At 56.0% G+C, this 18,518-nt stretch carries 14 protein-coding genes; 5 read left to right on the plus strand and 9 right to left on the minus strand.

The annotated features are described in order from the left end of the window. Positions 1 to 162: 162 nt before the first annotated feature. Both kaiB and LEP6406_RS0217825 read right to left on the minus strand, forming a co-directional pair. Complete coding sequence (kaiB, locus tag LEP6406_RS0217820; RefSeq protein ID WP_008317811.1) at positions 163 to 471, minus strand: circadian clock protein KaiB; 309 nt, start codon at positions 469 to 471, stop codon at positions 163 to 165. Positions 472 to 540: 69 nt separating this feature from the next. After that, the gene (locus LEP6406_RS0217825) at positions 541 to 1,437 is read right to left on the minus strand and encodes a circadian clock protein KaiA (protein WP_008317814.1); all 897 of its coding nucleotides are present in this window, start codon (positions 1,435 to 1,437) and stop codon (positions 541 to 543) included. A 673-nt stretch (positions 1,438 to 2,110) separates the two neighbouring features. On the opposite strand from LEP6406_RS0217825, the gene LEP6406_RS0217830 reads away from it, so the two are divergent. After that, the gene (locus LEP6406_RS0217830) at positions 2,111 to 4,063 is read left to right on the plus strand and encodes a sensor histidine kinase (RefSeq protein ID WP_008311773.1); all 1,953 of its coding nucleotides are present in this window, start codon (positions 2,111 to 2,113) and stop codon (positions 4,061 to 4,063) included. Between the two features lie 26 nt (positions 4,064 to 4,089). Here LEP6406_RS0217830 and LEP6406_RS0217835 read toward each other — a convergent pair whose 3' ends face one another. The 4 genes from LEP6406_RS0217835 to LEP6406_RS0217855 form a co-directional block, all read right to left on the minus strand. Then, positions 4,090 to 5,853 (minus strand): SulP family inorganic anion transporter, encoded by a 1,764-nt coding sequence (locus tag LEP6406_RS0217835; protein ID WP_008311772.1) that lies wholly within the window; start codon positions 5,851 to 5,853, stop codon positions 4,090 to 4,092. A gap of 50 nt (positions 5,854 to 5,903) precedes the next feature. Further along, on the minus strand, positions 5,904 to 6,599 hold the full coding sequence (locus tag LEP6406_RS0217840) for an MBL fold metallo-hydrolase (RefSeq protein ID WP_008311770.1): 696 nt from the start codon (positions 6,597 to 6,599) through the stop codon (positions 5,904 to 5,906). Between the two features lie 618 nt (positions 6,600 to 7,217). Further along, positions 7,218 to 7,961: a PHP domain-containing protein gene (locus LEP6406_RS0217850; RefSeq protein WP_008311767.1), complete on the minus strand. Its 744-nt coding sequence runs from the start codon at positions 7,959 to 7,961 to the stop codon at positions 7,218 to 7,220. Between the two features lie 110 nt (positions 7,962 to 8,071). Continuing rightward, positions 8,072 to 8,788, minus strand: coding sequence for a Crp/Fnr family transcriptional regulator (locus tag LEP6406_RS0217855; RefSeq protein ID WP_008311766.1), 717 nt, complete (start codon positions 8,786 to 8,788; stop codon positions 8,072 to 8,074). Positions 8,789 to 9,440: 652 nt separating this feature from the next. On the opposite strand from LEP6406_RS0217855, the gene LEP6406_RS0217860 reads away from it, so the two are divergent. Next, entirely contained in the window at positions 9,441 to 10,277 is an 837-nt protein-coding gene (locus LEP6406_RS0217860; RefSeq protein WP_008311765.1) for a hypothetical protein, read from the plus strand. A 226-nt stretch (positions 10,278 to 10,503) separates the two neighbouring features. Here the strand turns inward: LEP6406_RS0217860 and LEP6406_RS0217865 are convergent, their stop codons facing one another. Next, the gene (locus tag LEP6406_RS0217865) at positions 10,504 to 12,423 is read right to left on the minus strand and encodes a transglycosylase domain-containing protein (RefSeq protein ID WP_008311764.1); all 1,920 of its coding nucleotides are present in this window, start codon (positions 12,421 to 12,423) and stop codon (positions 10,504 to 10,506) included. Positions 12,424 to 12,761: 338 nt separating this feature from the next. Between LEP6406_RS0217865 and tyrS the strand changes: the two genes are divergently transcribed. Further along, positions 12,762 to 14,039 carry a tyrosine--tRNA ligase gene (gene tyrS, locus LEP6406_RS0217870; protein WP_317133853.1) on the plus strand — a complete coding sequence of 426 codons (1,278 nt, stop codon included), beginning with the start codon at positions 12,762 to 12,764 and terminating at the stop codon, positions 14,037 to 14,039. Beyond that, complete coding sequence (gene pyrF / locus LEP6406_RS0217875) at positions 14,039 to 14,782, plus strand: orotidine-5'-phosphate decarboxylase (protein ID WP_008311761.1); 744 nt, start codon at positions 14,039 to 14,041, stop codon at positions 14,780 to 14,782. The genes tyrS and pyrF overlap by 1 nt, the downstream gene beginning before the upstream one ends. A 764-nt stretch (positions 14,783 to 15,546) precedes the next feature. Here pyrF and LEP6406_RS33000 read toward each other — a convergent pair. Both LEP6406_RS33000 and LEP6406_RS0217885 read right to left on the minus strand, forming a co-directional pair. After that, positions 15,547 to 15,720, minus strand: coding sequence for a hypothetical protein (locus LEP6406_RS33000; protein ID WP_008311759.1), 174 nt, complete (start codon positions 15,718 to 15,720; stop codon positions 15,547 to 15,549). A 331-nt stretch (positions 15,721 to 16,051) separates the two neighbouring features. After that, a complete protein-coding gene (locus LEP6406_RS0217885) occupies positions 16,052 to 17,416 on the minus strand; it encodes an energy transducer TonB (protein WP_008311756.1) in 1,365 nt (454 codons plus the stop codon). 406 nt (positions 17,417 to 17,822) lie between these two features. Here LEP6406_RS0217885 and LEP6406_RS0217890 point away from each other — a divergent pair, with 406 nt between their 5' ends. Further along, positions 17,823 to 18,470, plus strand: a complete 648-nt coding sequence (locus tag LEP6406_RS0217890; RefSeq protein ID WP_008311754.1) for a MotA/TolQ/ExbB proton channel family protein — start codon at positions 17,823 to 17,825, stop codon at positions 18,468 to 18,470. Positions 18,471 to 18,518: the final 48 nt, after the last annotated feature.

Below are 18,518 nucleotides of genomic sequence, written 5' to 3' on the forward strand. Positions count from 1 at the left end.
ACAGGGATTATTAATCGTCTTGAAACTTGGACTGGGTCACCCTAGGGCGTATGGACAATTGACGGGGAAACCCCTGCGGTTAGGTCTGACCATGCCCGCCCTACTACATCAAGCTAGGGGCTGTCTGTGGGGGCTCCGTCTGAGTGGAAGGTGGGAGGAGAATTATGACTCATCTTCCCGCAGTTCTTCATAGAGTAAATCCAGGCCAATCAGGACTCGTTCGCGATCGGACAAATCCCCAATGATTTTACGGACTGGCGGCGGCAAAATCTTCGCTAAGGTCGGAGTCGCCAAAATTTTATCCTCCTCCGCAAGCTGAGGGTTTTTCAGAACGTCGATGACCTTCAATGCGTATACTCCTTGAAATTCCTGCTCTAGGATTTGGTTCAGGGTTTTCAAGGCCCGTACCGAGTTGGGGGTATTGCCCGCGACGTAGAGCTTGAGGATGTAGGTCTTTTTCAAAGCACTCATGGCAGTCAATCATGGGAACGGGAGCGAGAATAGCGTAGCAGTTTACCAGGGGTGAACAGGGTTATGGGTTCACTTCTCGCGAGGAATTGAGCGGCGATACATCTCACACAGGTGGGCGATGATATCGATGAGGGTCAGACGATAGTCCAGCAGAATCTCTTCGCTACGCCCTTCTAGCTTCAGTTGCTTGGAAAACTGATCCATCAAGTCCATGTGGACCTCGACAATTTGGGAGACGGATATGTCGGCAAAGAAGGCGATGTTGACAAGGTCATCGATCTTCTGGTTCAAGCCCTCCTGATCGGAAAAGTAGGTGAGGATAATGGCCCGGTACTCATTCTTGAGTGTGGTGACCAGTTCAGCTCGGTCTGTTGGGTTGAGGTTCCGCAGAAAGTTCTGGGGATTGCGCTTGTAGTAAACCCCCAGATAGCCCAAGCGTTCTCGGAGCTTTTCTGAAAGGCGCTGCTGTTGCAGGCTGAGGAGAAAGTGGCGGGTATCTGCGATGGGGGGAGGGGGGAGGTTGCTAATGTCTTGGTGATGGGAAAGTCGCAGAAACTCATCGATAGATTGGTGAATGTACTGATCTAGTAGGGAGAGTTCCCCCTGGGGTAAACACGCGATCGCACGGTGGTAGCTAATGCCTACTTGGCACCCCGGTGGAATGGGCGGGTTCGTACTGTCGGGGGCCAACTGACCTGCTGGGATTGGTGATCCTGTAGGGGCCAAGATTACGGTAGGTAATAGGATCTCGCGTCCCAGAAGCTGGATCACCAGGGACTGAAGCTCGTCATAGCTCTCTAGAAGTAGACAATCAACCCGATGCCGATTTTCTCCGATCCATTGGAGGAAGTTGTCGATGGTGTTGTCGTGATGAATGGCGTACTCGGGCTCACAGAGAAGGGTCCCGAGTTGCTGAGCGAGCTCAGGGGAGAAAATCAGGCTGCCAATTAACAGTTGTGAATGCAAGACCTTGAACTCATGCAGTGGGAAAGTTTGTAGGGTTAGGCGAGGGGCTGTGGACAATCAAAGCTAGATTCCTTGTTCTGGGGCGGTTACAGCCCCTAGTACTCTGCGGCGGAAATACCCTGGCCGTTCTATCGTGGCACACTCGGCCCCTCACCCTAGCCCTCTCCCCTTGGGAGAGGGGACCGGAAAATGTTGGGCTGACGCGCGACAATAGTGGACTGATTTACGCCCTGCGGTACTAGCTTGATGTAGTAGGGTGGCCATGGTCTGCCTACCCGCAGGGGTTTCCTCATTAATTGCCCACACGCCCTAGAGCTGGATAATGAAAATTTCCTGTAATTATTACCCAACCATTCTAAGGGCTGTTGTCCCCTTGCTTGGGGGCCATAATAAAACCAGGGAAGTAGGACTGATTCTGGCCGGCTGTGGTGGTATCTGGGTTGGAGTGCTTCGAGTTGGAGTCCCTCAGTAGACTCCCGCGCTGGACTCTCCCCTGGATGCCATTTTGGCGCTATGGTCCCAGATAATCCTAGAAGAGGCTGAGTGCGATGATGTGGGGGGTACTGGGACTCGGAAAGGAACAGGAGGGTCAGGACGGCAAGACTCAGCGGCGATGGACCCAGTGGCTGTGTATGAACACCGGTCAGAGACCCTCAGCGTTTGAGGCGGGGCTATGGCGTCACTGCTAGCGTTTGTGGATTCTGTGCCCAGCAGTCCGGCCTCAGCTCCGGCGGTGGTGTGGCGGCAGGCGTGTCTGGCGGCGGGGAGCAATCAGGTGGTGCTCTTGGATACCCAGGGACGACCCCTGGGTATCGTAGCTCTAGTCCGGATGCTGACGATATTAGATCGCGATCGCCCCCAACGGACGCGGGCAGCGCCCCATTGGGGAGATAGTAAGCGGGGGGATCAGGTCATCTCGCCGGAAATGACCTCTCTGTTGGAATCTGCGCCGGTCATTGCCCTGGAGACCACGCCGTCGATGGCCGCCCAAATCATTGCTGGAGCAGCGGGACATCCCTGGCTGGTCATTGATGCCCAGCAGCGGTATGTCGGTGTGCTGAATGGAGCCCGATTGCTTGATAGCCTGCGAGGCCATTCCCAGGGAGATCGGGGGAACGATGCGTCCCAGGCCGATCTCAGGGATCAGTCTGGCCAGGGCTCAACGGCGATGCTCACCTATTTAGGTCATGAGCTTAAAACCCCCTTGACCTCTCTTTTGGGCCTCTCTAGCCTGCTGCATCGGGAGCATCTAGGGGCCTTGAGTGATCGCCAAAGTCGATACGTTTCCCTCATTCAGCACCATACCCGTCGCCTGACGGCATTGGTGAACGCTGTGTTGGATCTGGGGCGTATTGAGGGTAACAGTCTGCAACTGATGCCCCAAATTGTGGAGGTTGCCCCCCTGTGTCAAGAAGCCTACCGTCAGGCTCATTTGCTGACCCTCGACGCCTCGGCCCCGGTGACGGATTTGCCCCTCAACATGCCTGAAATGGTGGTGGTGGCCGATGCCCTGCGGCTGGGCCAAATGCTGACTTACCTGATCCAGTTGGCCCTTAGGGCAGGGCGGGTTGAGGGGGTGCCTCTCCAGGTGCAGCACTGGGGCCGCTGGGTTGTATTTCGCCCTCTGGGTTTAGGTCAGAGTATTACCCAGTTGCCCCAGCCTGGAAGCGCTTGGGAGCATGGAGCTACCCTGTCTCAAGGGGATGGGGTGGAAATTGGGGGCTGGCTAGAATTGCTGCTGACGCGGCGCTTGGCCCATCTCCATGGGGGGGATTTGGTCCGAACTACGGGGGATTTGGATCCTCTGGAGCCGGTGTTGTTGTTACCCGGAAGCATCGATCCAGTGGCCCCTGAGGGGGATCGTTTGGTGGTGCTGGCAACGGCGGATAGTGAGCTTGCGATCGCAGTAAATGCCCAGGTTGAGCCCATAGGCTATCACCTGTTGGTCACTCAACCCGGATCTGAAACCCTGGATGTGGTCGCTCGTCTGGCCCCCGCAGCGGTGCTAGTGCCTGTGATCCTAGCTGCGCCCACCCAACTGTTGGGCCAGCTCAAGGAGAATGCCCAAACCCAAAACTGCCCAGTGATTGCCCTCGTGCTAGATGTGGAGACGCTGTCTGCCCCGGTGGCCTCTGCTGATTTGGGGATCCCTTGGCCCTCAGATCGCCTCACAGATCTGCTTCAAACTCCTCCGACTCCGGTGCCTCCGCTTCCTAGTCGCATAACTGTGCTGTACCTAAAGTCGCCGGATATTCTGGTGGAAGAAGCAATAGAGGATGATCTGTCGAGCCTCTTTCATGATTGTGGCTGTCGGGTTCTAGAGGTGGATGATCTCGATCAAGCAGACCTGATCAGTCGGGTCTGGCGACCTCATGTGATCGTGCTGGATCCTGCTCTGCAACACCCAGAGGTCTATTTACAAGGTATTAGCCAGATCCCCAATCTGGCCCAGCTTGCCCTGATTACCCTGACTGCTGAAGCGACCCAGTTTGCCCATACCCTGCCCAATCTGCTGATTTTTCCCTGTTTGGTGGGCACCTGTCCCTGGCGTGTGCCGGAGGGACAAACTCAGGTCTCGGCTTGGTTGATGCAGGTACTCCAGGCCGCGATCGCACCCAAGACCTGACCCTTCAGCGTCTAGGATTCACCTCCCTATCCCAGGGTTGCCATCGCCTCGTGGGCACTCAGAAAAATGCGATCGCGCCCCAGGAAGTCTACAAAATGAGCCAGCTCCAGTTGGTCCATAACTGGTCCCTTCACATCACTGAGGTACACCTGGATACCCGCCTCGCGCAGACCAGAAATCAGCGTTTCCAAAGTTTCCAGGGCACTAGCGTCCACATGATTTACCGCACTCCAGATCAGCAATAGGAACTCTGCTTCGGGATGGCGGGCGATCGCCCCCATCAGGTAGTCTTCCAACTGCCGGGTATTGGCAAAATACAAGCTCTCGTCAATACGGATCGCAATCACCCGACTGGAGGTGGTTACCGGATGACGCACCACATTGCGAAAATGCTCACTGTCCCCCAACCGCCCCACCTCGGCAAAGTGGGGCCGACTGGTGCGCCCCAGAAAAAATAACACCGAGACCCCAAACCCGGCCAGAATACCGGGCTCAATCCCTAAAAACAACACTGCCAAGAAGGTGATGCCCAGGGCTAGAGCCTCGCCGCGATCAATACGCCACAGTCGCCCTAGGGTTCTAAAGTCCAACAGATTCACCACCGCCACTAAAATCACCGCCGCCAAGGTGGCCTGGGGTAAAAAAGCAAACAGCGGCGTGAAAAATAACACCACGAACGCTACCAACACCGCTGTAATCAGAGAGGCCAGCCCTGTATTTGCCCCAGCGGTAAAGTTAACGACAGAGCGGCTAAAGCCCCCAGTAACCGGATATCCTCCGGTAAAGGCAGCCCCAATATTGGCAACCCCCAAACCAATTAATTCCTGATTGGGATCAATGCGTTGCCGCCGCTTACTAGCAAGAGACTTCGCCACCGCCACACTCTCCATAAAGCCAACAAAGCTAATGGTCAGGGCCGTCGGCAGCAATTGCGTTACCCACTCCCCATTCAAAGACGGCACCGTCAGGGGAGAGAGTCCCTGGGGAATGCTGCCCACCACCGCTACCCCAGCGGTGCGATCCAGGCCCCACAGATATGCCATCCCTGTGGTGACAATCACCACAAGCAGGGGACCACTGCGGCTGAGGGGAATCCGCAACCCTGGAGGCACGCCCCAGCGCTCTAACCAACCGGGCAATAGGTGGGAAAATCCCAGCAGGACGACCAAACTCCCCAAACCCAGGGTCAGAGTGGGGCCATTGGTGTCGGGCAGACCCTGTCGCAGGGCATGGAGGGTGGCAAAGAAGTTCTCAGATCGGGGAATCTGTACCCCCAAGACATGTTTTACCTGGCTGACCCCAATGACCAGGGCGGCGGCATTGGTGAAGCCTACAATCACCGCATGGCTGAGAAAATTGACCACAAAGCCTAGGCGGATGACCCCCATCAGGGTTTGAATCAGCCCCACCATCAGGGCCAGGGTCAGCGCGATCGCAATGGCGTTAGCCCCCGACTCCGCCAGGGGAGCAATTCCACTGGCCACCATCAGGGAGATCATCGCCACTGGTCCAACCGCCAGAGTGCGGCTTGTCCCCAGGGCGGCGTAGAGCATCAGGGGCAAGATGCTGGCATAGAGCCCCACCTGGGGCGGCAGCCCCGCCAGCAGTGCATAGGCCATGGCCTGGGGCACCAGCATAATGGCGACAATAATCCCCGCCATGGTATCCCCCACGAGGTCTTCCCGTCGGTATTGGGGCAACCAGGTCAAGAGGGGAACATAGCGACTCAGGCGGGCAAAGCTTGGCCCCCGTTTGGGGACAGAAGAGGTGGAGGAAAGGGGAGATGGCATCGAGATCGCATCCAAACGTCAGTTCAGCACGCCAGTTCAGCGCAGTTAGCCTAGACTGAGGCCAGAACGCCCCCACACCGTTCGTTGGCGGGCACCGCCTCCATAATTTTCTTAGGGTTGGGCAGATTGAGCCCCCCCATGAAGTCAATAAAGTCTTCCCGATTACGACCCACCACCCGAGGATTCAGGCGCTGCTCCTCCCCAATCGTGGATAGGGTCTGGCCCTTGTAGTCGTGGCCGGGGTAAACCAGGGTTTCGGGAGAGAGGGCCAAGAGTCGGTGCAGGGAATCGTACATCAGTCCCGCATCCCCATTTTGGAAGTCTGTGCGACCACATCCCCGAATAAATAGGCTATCCCCCGTTAACAGGTGAGTTCCGTTTACCAAAAATGCCATGTGACTATCGGTATGGCCGGGAGTGGCGATGGCCTCGATAGTGACTGACCCCACCTTCAGCACCGCTTTGTCTTGAATGTGACGGTCCGCACAGGCCACCTGGGCATGTTCCGGCACGATCCCCTGGCAGCCGGTGATCTCCCGCAGCCGTGCCGTGCCCGTAACGTGATCTGCATGAACATGGGTTTCCAGACAGTATTTCAATGTCAGGTTTAGCTCCGTCAGCAAGGTGCGATCGCGATCAACCTGCTCCAAAACTGGATCTACCAGCACGGCCTCGCCCGTGGCCTCATCGGCAATCAGGTAGGTATAGGTCCAGGTGTCGTAGTCAAACAGTTGGCGAAATAGCATCATCCCTCTCCTTAAAAACACTTGGCCTAGCTAGCACGATGGCCCAACGAGCCAGCCTTTCGCGATCTCGAACTATCGCGCCGAGTCTAGGACCATATCCCATTAATTATACACTTATGACGATATAACTATCTAATAATATATCCTCGCAATATTAAGCCCCCGCATCCTCCTGGGTAAGGTGGGATACGGGGGCTGGCAGGGGGGGTGGTTTTTTGGGGAACAGCCTTTATTCCTTGATAACCTCCCTGAGATACTTGGCTACGGCCTCCCCAACCTTGTCATGCTTATCGGATTTTGGGGGTTTTTGGGGAAATAGAAAGAACTTGGGGAAATTGTCCTGGGTCCAGAAGTACAGCACCACAACAGCAATCACAAAGATCGGAGCAACTAGCATGGCGTTTTAGGAGGGTTTCGTCTTAGCAAGATTACTCAATGGCATCCTCCAGCTTTCCTGAAAATCCAGGTAAGAGAGGAGCACGGATTGAGTTTGTTTGATTTTGCCTTGAAGGATAAACGCTATATCCCGATTTGGAACCCTTTTTCACTAAAAATGAGCCAAAAAAGTCTTCCCAGGGGGTAAGTCCAGGAAAACAAGGCTCTCACCGCCAAGATGTCTTAGATCCGACGAGTCAACACCTTGCCATGGGTATCGGTCCCACAGGTGCTAAAGATCTGAAATTGTTCCGCCAACTGACGGACAAGGGGAGTTTTCTTGGGACAGGGTCGCCACTCACTAGGATTTTCGTAGGCGTAGTAGGTTTCGATCCCATCAATCCCATGGGCCACAGCAGCGGGCACCAATTCCTCCGCAGGGCGACGATAGCGGGCCGGATGGGCCAGCACCGCCAAGCCTCCCGCTCCCTGAATAGCTGCAATTACCGCTGCCGCCTGTTGATCGGCTCCTTGGGGAGAGCCCCCTTGCAGATAGGGTTGGATGACATCGTGGACCGGATCAAAGGCATAACCCAAAATGTGCACATCCGTATTCGCCAGCTTGGTAGTGATCTCCACCCCAGTCCAGAGGCGGGGGAGAGCACCGCTGACTACCCCTGACGGCCCCCGACGCACCCGAGCGGGGTGACGCCACCGCCAGTCCTCCAGTTCTTGTCTGGCCTGATAATAGCCCGCCACCGTATGGTGATCGGTGATAGCAAATTCCTTCAGTCCCAAGTCAATCGCCTGTTCTATCAGGGCTGTAGGTGTCAATTGACCGTCTGAACAGACGGTGTGCATGTGAAAGTTGTACTCCCTAGGACAACTGGCAGCATCTACAGTTTCAAAAATACTTTTCAGCTTCTGAGCATCTCGCGCCAATGCTCCGGTGGTGGTAACACCCAGCTGGCTGGTGCTGGTGACCATGACTTGCCCTAGCTACCGATAACTTGTCTTTATCTAATATACACAGCCTTTTCAGTGTCAATGGGTATATCCATGATCAAGTCAACGATTTGTGTGATATCGACCTGTTTTTAGGCTTGCTTCTGAAGCGGGGTAGAGGGATCGGCGGTGGGTAGACACAGCAAGCCATCTCCATAGACTTGAATCATGCCCCGCTGGCGCAATTTGCCCATTAGGCGAGTAATGGTGACCCGAGTGGAGCCAATGGCGCTGCCAATTTGAGCATGGGTCAGGGACCAGGGGAGATAATAGCCCTCGTCGCAGGATTCACCAAACTCTTCGATTAAAAGAGTCAGGAAGCCGATGAGGCGGTCAATGGTGCGGCGCTGACCTAGGGTGCTGAGCCACAGCAGCTTACGTTGATGCTGGTGGCGAAAGGCATCGGAAATCTCTCGCCGAAAATGGGGCCAGTTGTCTAGATCATGCCAATACATCCAGATCACCGTAGTCTGGTCCACGTGGGCAAAGCTGTGGAGGGTAAAGGGAGCCTGAGCCACAATCTCGAAGGGCTGACCCGCTCCCACAAACCCGAGAAAGGCTTCCTCGTCTTGGGCCATGAGGGCGGTGGTGGGGGTGGGTTCATCGGGGTCAAGGGGACCATTCACCTGGGCATTGCCCGTGAGGCGGACGGATCCCCGCTGGACAAGGTAGAGGAGACCGGGGCGGGCGGGAATACGCTCATCCTTGGCAAAGGTGCGGCAGCGGTAGTGCTCTTGAGCCCAGTCTGAAATGCGCTGCCAGGTTAGAAAGGGGCGAACGCTATTGCCGGCGGAAGAGGGTGAATACATGGTGAGTGTGTAGGTGGGAGGGAACTACGGGCAGGTTTGAACTGGACCTAGGGCGTGTGGGCAATTAACAAGGACACCCTTGCGGGGTAAGTATGACCACGCCTGCCCTACTGAATTAAGCTAGGGGCTGTAAACGCCTCATAATCAGTGATCTGGATCAGTAATCTGGCTTTGATTGTCTACAGCTCCTAGCCAAGAACAAGGCTACCCAAACTTTCTCCGTAGACAAGCTAGCTGCATCGAAAATCTATCTGGGAACTGATGGGCTGGGGCAGCAGCCCAACCTGAATTACCCCTAAAATACCTTTCTCTATGCCTAGACGACCCTGTTGAATTTACTGAAGGCGGGTTATCGATTTCATCCATCCTAAGGTATACCGTTTTGAATTGTTGTCTCTCCTGGGATGTAGTCACGGGAGATAAGGGTTGGATGGAGCGGGAAGCGGGGGATGCCCTGGCGCGAAGATCCCTGTGGGCCGGTCCCTAACCATCGCACTTTTGAGTCCCCCTTCTTCTAGGATTCTTCTAGGATAAATAGCGAAATGCAGTTGGATTGTGTATATCCCTCAAGGCGCACAGCCATACGCCCCTACCGTGGGCGTACTGGATTTTGATGAATACCGCTAAATATTCTTTTCTGCATCGCCCAATCATGGCTGATGCGCTCTTTGCCCTGTCCCCCAAAACCGTATTGCAGGATACATTCAAGACGATCGGGGTCACGACGGCGACGGAGCGCCCCCCTGGGATCACCCTCGTACCTAGTCGTTTACCCCTGGTGTATAAAGTGACCTGGGGACAGCCCGTAATCCTCCGGGGGGGGATAGGGCTGGCGCAACAACTCAGTGAGGCGCTGGTGACGTGGCGGGTGGAGGCGGATCCCCAGGGGAACTTGTGGTTTACCCTCAGTCTTGCCGGGGTGATGGCTTGGCTCCAGCAGCTTAATCAATGGCAAGCGACGGCGGTGTATCGGGGAGAAGGGGCGATACCCCCAACTCAGTCCCCGTTCCTGACGCCTAGGAATTGGAATCTGCCCCTCTGCGATCGCGTAGGGCTTTCCCTACCCGCCTTTGTTCAATACAGCTATGGCCGTTGCGGCAGTTGGCTGGTGCAGGCCGATGGGGCCAAGTGGCTGGCCCTAGAACCGGGGACACATAGCTCGCGACCGATTGTGAGTGCACCCCCCGTCTGGAAGCAGTCCATCGAAAACCCGTCTGTTGGGCTGGGAGCGACCCACCTGATTGCCCTAGTCCAGGCGCTAGATACCCTGGCTCGCCATAGCACCCCCCCAACCTATTGGCGACAAGGCTACTGCTTGGGGGCATCTCTCTATGACCTGCTGAGTCAGTGGCGGCCCTATGGTCAGGGGCCAGAGGGTGATGACTCAGAGGGAGATCGTCTGCGAGTGCTCTGGGTCATTCGGGCTACGCAGGTCTTGCTGGGTCACATCCTGCACGTCTTAGGGCAACCGCCCGTGGAGCGTATTTAGAAGTCCTAGGCCAACAGTTTGCGTAGGTTGGGTGAAACGAAGTGAAACCCAACAGCGGTGGGCTATGTTGGGTTCCGCTAGCGCTGCACCCAACCCAACCTTGTATGGAATTCTTGTGGGGTGGGCCTCCGGCCTGCCCAACTTGAGTAGGACAGCCAAGATGGCTATCCCACAAGAATTCTACAAAGTGCTGCACCTAACCTACAAATTGAGGCTTGACAGAGCACTAGGGCTTAGCAAATTCGGAGGCGTTGCGGAAATTTTCCACCGGAACATCTACCAGCGCCTGATTCATAAAGTCACGCCAGACAGGAGCCACAAAGCCACCCCCCGTGGCCCCAACGCCTAGGGGACTGTAATCGTCGTTACCCACCCAGATGGCTGTCGCCAACTGGGGTACATAGCCCGCAAACCAAATATCCCGCTGAGAGTCGGTTGTCCCAGTTTTGCCCGCTGCAGGACGACCCAGTTGGGCTCCAGTACCCGTACCTCGGGCAATCACTCCCTGCAACACATCCGTCAGAGAAGCTGCCGCCCAGGGATCAAGGATCAACTGGGGCTTAGGTGTGTTGTCCAGCAGCACATTACCGCTGCTATCCGTCACCTGAACGATGAAGGTGGGCGGAGAATGCCAACCATTGCTTGCGAAGGTGGCATAGGCTCCGGCCATTTCCATTGGCGTTAGATCTACCGCTCCCAGAGGGAGGGAAATAACGGGTTCCATCGGACTTTCAATCCCCAAGAGCCGACAGATTTCGATAATACGGGCCACCCCGATTTCCTGTCCTAACTTCACCGCAGGCACATTACGGGAAACCTCCAGCGCCTGACGGATGGGGATATTGCCCATGAATCCGCCATCGTAATTGCGGGGAGAATAGTATTCGTAGCCGTCGGGGTAGCTAACGGCGGTGTCTTGGATGATGCTGTCGGGGGTGTAACGCCCAGAGGCAAAGGCGGCGTAGTAGACAAAGGGCTTGAAGGCAGAACCGGGCTGACGCTGGGCCTGAACAGCCCGGTTGAATTGGCTGGTGGTGTAGTCCACACCGCCCACCATGGCCTTGACGAAATGGGTACGGGGGTCGATGGCTACTAGGGCCATCTGGTCCGCATTCAGTCCCCGTTGTCGCAGTAGGGCATGGTTCCGCTGAACCGTGGCTTCGGCGGTCTGTTGCATCGCCAGATCCACCGTGGTTTGGACCCGCATTCCCCCCTTGAGCACTGCTTCATTGCCAAAGACCTCCTTCAGCTCCTGCACCACCGCCTCCGTCACATAGGGCGAGACACTGCTGCGAAAGGAGGTAATTTCCCCCAGCATCAGGGGTTGGGCCTTGGCGGTGGCTTCCTCTTCGGCGGTAATCCAGCCCAGTTGTCGCATCCGCCCCAGCACCGTGGCTTGCCGTTGCTTGGCTAGCTGGTAGTCAACAAAGGGACTATATTCTTCGGGAGCCTGCACTAATCCCGCCATCATGGCCGCTTCTGCTAGGGTCAGATCCGCTGCGGATTTGTTGAAATAGCTCTGGGCAGCGGTCTCTGCGCCGTAGGTGTTATGGCCCCAGTAGACCTGATTCAGGTACATTTCCAGAACCTGATCCTTCTCAAAGATCTGCTCTAGGCGCAGGGATAGGACCGCCTCCGCGACCTTTCGGCTAATGGTTTGATCAGGTGACAGAAATAGGTTCTTCACCAACTGCATGGTGATGGTGGAACCGCCTTCTACGGTAGAGCCTGCCTGAAAGTTGGCCAGAAAGGCACGACCCACGCTACTGGGGTTAATGCCACGGTGGGCGTAAAAGTGGCTGTCTTCAATGGCTAGAATCGCCCGCTTCAGGTTGGGCGAAACTTCGTCTAGATCCACCACATCTCGGTTGGCCTCGTCGTGGAGGCTGTAGAGGAGGGTGCCTTTGATGTCGTAGATGTAGCTGGTTTCGCTGGGTAAGTAGTTTCGCAGAACCCGCACGTCGGGGAGGTTGCGGAAACTAATGGCCAGCCCCACCAACCCACCTGCTGCTACGGAACTGAGCAGCATGGTGGAGCCCAGGAGGGTGGCCACGGTGACTTGTCCCACATCCTGAATGTATTTGATCAGGTCTGAGGTCTGGCGGATGGAGCGCGATCGCCGTTGGGGAACTGTATTAGAAGACACCGGATTTAGAAGTTATGTAAGGATGCTAAAGGCGGTTATGAAACCTGAGGTGTTGCAATTATAGGAACTAGAGACCTGAAACGGCAGGGGTTGGGGATTGACCAGGAAAATCTCGTCTGTACCAATGGCAACAGAATAGAGTACTCCCTGAAAGACTGCCACTCTTCCAGGCGGGTGGAGGTCTAGGCGGGTAAAGGACAAAAACACGCCTCCTTGACATCAGGGCATAGCATGGGTCCATAGCAGTGCCATGCCTTTAGGAATAGGTCACGAATTTTTCCGTAGGGGCACCACACGGGTGCGCCCTATGCCCTGGGCAAAGACGGGAAGTAATATGATTGATTGCGATTCTATATATCTTTCAAATTCAGCCGATGGCGTTGATTCCAGACGAGTTTCAATGGATTTATCGGGGGGTGAGCGAGGTTTTCCCGGATCAGCCGGGTACCTCAGATCCGCATCAGAGCCTATTGGCCCGGTTACAAACCTGCGGTGGGTCAGGGTCGGTGCGGCAAGACGCTCGACCCCTGCGGGTCAAGCTGGGGATTGATCCCACGGGGTCTGAGATTCACCTAGGCCACAGTATTCCGGTGCGGAAACTGCGGGCATTTCAGGATGCGGGCCATACCGCTGTGCTGATCATCGGCGATTTCACCGCCCGCATCGGCGACCCCACGGGCAAGTCGGAGGTGCGGAAGCAACTCACTGAGGCGGAGGTGAAGGCGAATGCGGCTACCTATCTAGATCAGGTACGAGCCATTTTGGATTTTGATACCCCTGGCCGGTTGGAGATCCGGTACAACTCTGAGTGGCTCTCGATCCTGGATCTGAGCCAAATTTTGGATCTTTTTGCCACCATGACCGTGGGGCAAATGCTGGCGAAGGAGGGTTTCGCGGAGCGCTATGAGAAGGGGAGTCCGGTCTTTCTTCACGAGTTTTTCTATCCTCTGATGCAGGGCTATGACTCGGTGGCGGTGCGGGCGGATGTGGAGTTGGGGGGCACAGATCAGAAGTTCAACATTGCGGTGGGGCGGGATCTGCAACGACACTTTGGCCTAGAGCCCCAGTTTGGGATGTTGCTGCCGTTACTGCTGGGGACTGATGGGGAGCAGAAAATGTCGAAGTCCCTGGGCAATTATGTGGGCCTCCAGGAGGATCCCCTGACCCAGTATTCCAAGCTGGAAAAGGTGCCCGATTCTCTGATTCCCCAGTATTTTGAGCTGTTGACCCGGATGCCTCTGGAGAGTTTGCCGGAGAATCCCCGTGATCGCCAAAAGCTCTTGGCCTTGGAAATCACGCGCCAGTGTCATGGCGACGCGGCTGCTCACCAGGCCCAGCAGGATGCCCTGAGTCTGGTGCAAACCGGTGGCGGTGCGGAGGCAGTGCCGGAGTTTTCTCTGGCGGCGGTGAATTTTCCGGCTAAAGCCTTTTACTTGGTGGGGGCAACGCCTCTGTGCGCCAGTAGCAGTGATGCCCGTCGTCAGATTCAGAATGGTGGGGTGAAGTTGGGGGGCGATCGCATTACCGATCCTAATCAGGGGTTTGACAGTCCGGAGGTGTTGCTGGGGAAGGTTTTGCAGGTGGGCAAGAAGAAATTCTTGCGGTTGGTGCCCTAATGGGTATTCTTCTGTCTGCTCTGAAATCCCCTGTCCTTCCTGCTGAGCGCATTATTGTGCCGTTGGATCTACCCACGGTGACCGAGGCGCTAGCGTTGGTGGATGCCCTGCCTCTGGTGTCTTTTTGGAAAGTGGGGCTGGAACTGTTTGTCAGTGATGGTCCTGCAATTTTGACGGCGTTGAAGGCGCGGGGGAAGCGCATTTTTCTGGACCTTAAGTTCCACGACATTCCCAATACGATGGCGGGAGCCTGTCGGGCGGCGGGGCGGTATGGGGTGGATCTGCTGACGGTCCATGCCCCGGCGGGTAAGGCGGCGCTGGTGGTGGCCCAAGCGGCGGTGCTGGAGGGGGCTGCGCTGGCACAGGTACCCCCTCCCCAAATCGTTGCGGTAACCCTGCTGACCAGCATCCAGTCTCGGACGTTGGCCTTGGAGCTGAAGGTACCTTTGGAGCTGACGGATTACGCCTTGCAAATGGCTCTGTTGGCTCAGGAGGCAGGACTGGCGGGGGTGGTGTGTTCTCCCCAGGAGGCGGCGCAGTTGCGGTTGATCTGCGGGGCGGATTTTCTGCTGGTGTGTCCAGGGGTGCGCCCAAGTTGGGCAGCGCAGGGGGATCAGGGTCGGGTGATGACGCCGGGGGATGCGATCGCAGCGGGAGCCAGCTATCTAGTCATCGGTCGGCCCATTACCCAGGCGGCGGATCCAGCCTTAGCCTTTCAACACATTTGTGATGAGATAGCCTAGCCTCCGTCGGCGTTGAGACTAGGGGATTTCACGTCCTGAAAAACCCATCACCTACGACACCTCTCTGAGATCACCTCAATATACGTATCAAGATCCCCTAGAGAAAATTTCACCTGGATAGAATGGGGGCATTGTTACCGAGGGATCGCCATGGTGGTTCAAACTCGCACCGCTCAGCCGCAACCGCTGCTTACAGGGCGTGTCCCCTACGGTGTTCTCCGGGCAGCGGCGTTTTGTCCCGTTCCACATCAGCCGCCAGCAGAATCCCGTGCCCCTCGTCACCTCAGCTATTTGGAATCACTCCTTGGAGACGGCTAGGGGCTGTGGAAAATCAAAGTCAGCTTCCTGGTTATAGGGCGGTTACAGCCCCTAACTTGATGCCGTAGGGCGGATGGGGGCATGCCTACCCCGCAAGGGTTTCCCCGTTAATTGTCCACACGCCCTAGTGTTCTGTCAGGAAAATTTTGACGGGCCGAAGACCCTCAAGATTTAACCCCAACTAAACTCCAGGGTTTCGGTCACCCGTCAATTATTAATTGACTGAGCACTAGATTGCGGGCGTTATGAAAGCAAGTCTCCGCATTAGGTGCACAGCCGTTCACCCCGACGATATTGTTGGTGCTGACTGAGACAGGGGGGCTCTCGGGTAGAAATCATCTCACTATGAGCACTACATCAATAAAAAAAGGAGGTAGATGCGATCGCATCTACCTCCTTTTTTTATTCAGGGTAATTCTGAAGGTCTGGAGGTAATAAGGATGGACCTAAGCTGCGATCGCAATTATCGTAGCGGTTAGGGAAGCTGCGATCGCAATTGCCAGAAGTCCCTCTTGCCAGTCGATCTGGGTTGCATCTTCAGTCATCTGGGCCGTATATACTGCCGCCTTGGGTTGGGCGGCGTAGTAGCGTGCCAGAGCGTCACGGGTAGAAGGGTGCATATCTAAAAGCTCTTTAACATCTGTAACGTTAATGTAACAAATCCTTAACGTACTGACAAGGACTCTCTCAGATTTCCCTCCAGGGCGGCAGCCTTTCGAGGCTTTCAGCGAAAACATCCCTCGGATCGATAAAGTCCCCGCTGATCGGGCTTGATCCTCAGCTCCAGGGTGTCTTCCTGGGTTGATCCGTCCCTGGCCTGTACCTGGATCGATAAAGTCTCGCTGATCGGACTGGTTCCCTGGGGGGAGTCATTACATGTGCAGACTTGCCCCCTGCCGCACCATCCTCATCTAGGTGCAACCTCAAAGTGGTGCTGAGTATCGGAGAGGGTTAACTCTCAGAATTGTCGTCAGATTCAGGCTCGGGCTGAGCCGCAGGGGGTGGTGGTTGGGTTGCAGGCTCGGGCTGAGCCGCAGGGGGTGGTTGCTGGGTTGCAGCCTCGGGCTCAGTCACAGGGGCGGCTTGCTCGGCTGCGGGCTCGGATTCCGAATCTAAATCTGAAGCCGCCGGTTGTGCTGGCGTTGGTGGGTTGGCTTCGACATTTTCCCTAGAGGGTACTGGCGGAGCGGTAGGGGCTTGACTTGGCGCAGTTGCGGCTGACTCAGGGGTAGGCGTTGGTTCTGGTGGCAGCTCTACTGTTTGACGTTCGCCCCGACGGCGAGCATCGCGGTTACGGCGCGAGCCTTCAATAGTTAAGTCATACTCAATGGGCACCCTGGCTCCCCCGCTGACGGGCTGGAACCGTGAGTTTCTGGCAGCCTGGAGAGCGGCTTGGTCAATGTCAGGGTTACCGCTAGAGCGGGTTAGGGTCACACTACGGACGCTGCCATCGGGGTTGATATCGACGCTGACCATGGGTTGGCCTTCAACACCGGCATCCAGAGCACTTTGGGGATAGTTGGGGCGCACACAGTTTTGGCAAGCCACAGTACGAGAACCTTGACCTTGACCATTACCGCCTTCTGAGGGATTGGCAGTTTCTGACGTGCCCGTGCCTGGGCGGGCAGCCGTTGTTTCGGTGGTACCCGTTGCGTCAAGGGACGGCGGTCCAGATGATTCAGGGCTACCAGCGGATGGAGTCTCTGTCGCGACTGCACCGCGATCGGCATCTCGCCGCCGCCGAAAAAAGTCACGGAGTCGATCAAATTGGGAAGCGTCTTCTGGCACAGCGGCTAAGTCTGGCGCTGTCGGCTCTTCTTCTGCTTCGGCAATTTCCGCTTCCGTCTCAACTGCTTCGGGTGGCAGGGCTGACTCAGCGGTTTCTTCTTCCTGCTCCTCAGGCACTTCTTCAGGCACTTCCAGGTCTGATTCCGCTTCGGTTTCAGCGAGTTCAGGTTCTACAGCTTCAGCGACCTCAGACTTGGCAACCTCGACGGGCTGGGGAGCGGTAACCACCGCTGCTTTTGGGGCTGGGGCCTGAGTCGCTGGAGCCCGAGTCGCTGGAGCCGGGGCTGGGTCATGCGTCTCAGTGCTAAGGTCGGCAGGCTGGGTGGGGGCTGGGGCCAGAGGCTCGGTGACAATCAACTCGATGAGGGCAAGTTCGGCCTCTTCAGTGTTGGGCCGCAGGTTGAGGTGGCTGAGGCCAAAGGCGATCGCATGCACCCCCACCGACCCTAAAAGCCCCCAGACTAGGAGCTTTTGCAGCCTAGCTTGGTCTTGCTCGTGTTGTTCGAAGCAGAGGGTAGAAAGACTCATGGGCTCTGTCCAAAGGAATGGTGAGTCATAACCCTCCTCAATATTGAGAAGGAGTCTTGACTATGTTGCAGGTTGTTGACAATTAATTCAACAAGGTAGCTATACGGGCTGGGCTAAAGGCTTAAGTGGAGAACAGGTTTAGATTGATAAACAAGGATGAAATCTCCTGGTGTACAAGGAATACAGGCCAGAAAAAAGAATTGACCTGCCTTAAGACAACCTGCCTCCTCAATATACTATCAGGATCTATTCCCTATAAGATCTTGACAATGGCACCAGAATCAGGCTCAATGCATTTGACAGTAATTTGCAACAGTTTGATGTTGCCTACCCAGCCCGACGGCAGGGTAGGCGTCTGAAGTCGGGAATGCGCGATGAAGTTGGGAATGCACGATAAGGACTAACTATGGGCAGTATCTTGGCCGCAGGCGGCATTGTCATGGGGCCGCTGCTGGTGTTTTCATTGGTTGCGATCGCACTCATCATCGAGCGGCTAATCTTCTGGGTCCGGCTCAATCAGCGCCAGCGCCGAGTGATGCAAGACATTCTGCGCACCTATCGACAGGCTCCGATGGATGTCTACCCCAAGCTGCGGCAAAACATTAGCCTGCCCATCGCCCGCATTTTTCTCGAAGCGCTGGAAATTGAAGGGGCCAGCCCCAAGCAATTTCACTTAGCCCTAGCTAGCGCTATGCAGTCCGAACTTCCCCATCTACGCCGTTTTAGCACCGTGTTTGCCACTATCATCAGCGTGGCCCCGTTGTTAGGCTTACTCGGTACCATTTTGGGCTTAATCGCTTCCTTCGATGCTCTTCAGCTAGGGGATGTGGGGGCTAATGCTGGGGCAGTTACAGGCGGTATTAGCGAGGCGCTGATTTCTACCGCTGCTGGGCTGGTCGTGGCTATCGGCACACTGATGTTTGCCAACCTGTTTCGTGGCCTCTACAAGCGCCAAATCGCCCTAATTCAAGAATATGGCGGGCAGCTCGAAATTCTCTACGAAACCCACTACGAACGCAGAAGCCAACTTAGGGAAGAGTCTTTTGTGAGGTAGGCGGGTTGAGTTCTAAGTTTTGATGCCTCTCTGTAGAGCTGAATTCAG

Source organism: Leptolyngbya sp. PCC 6406 (genome assembly GCF_000332095.2).
Taxonomy (GTDB): domain Bacteria; phylum Cyanobacteriota; class Cyanobacteriia; order Phormidesmidales; family Phormidesmidaceae; genus PCC-6406.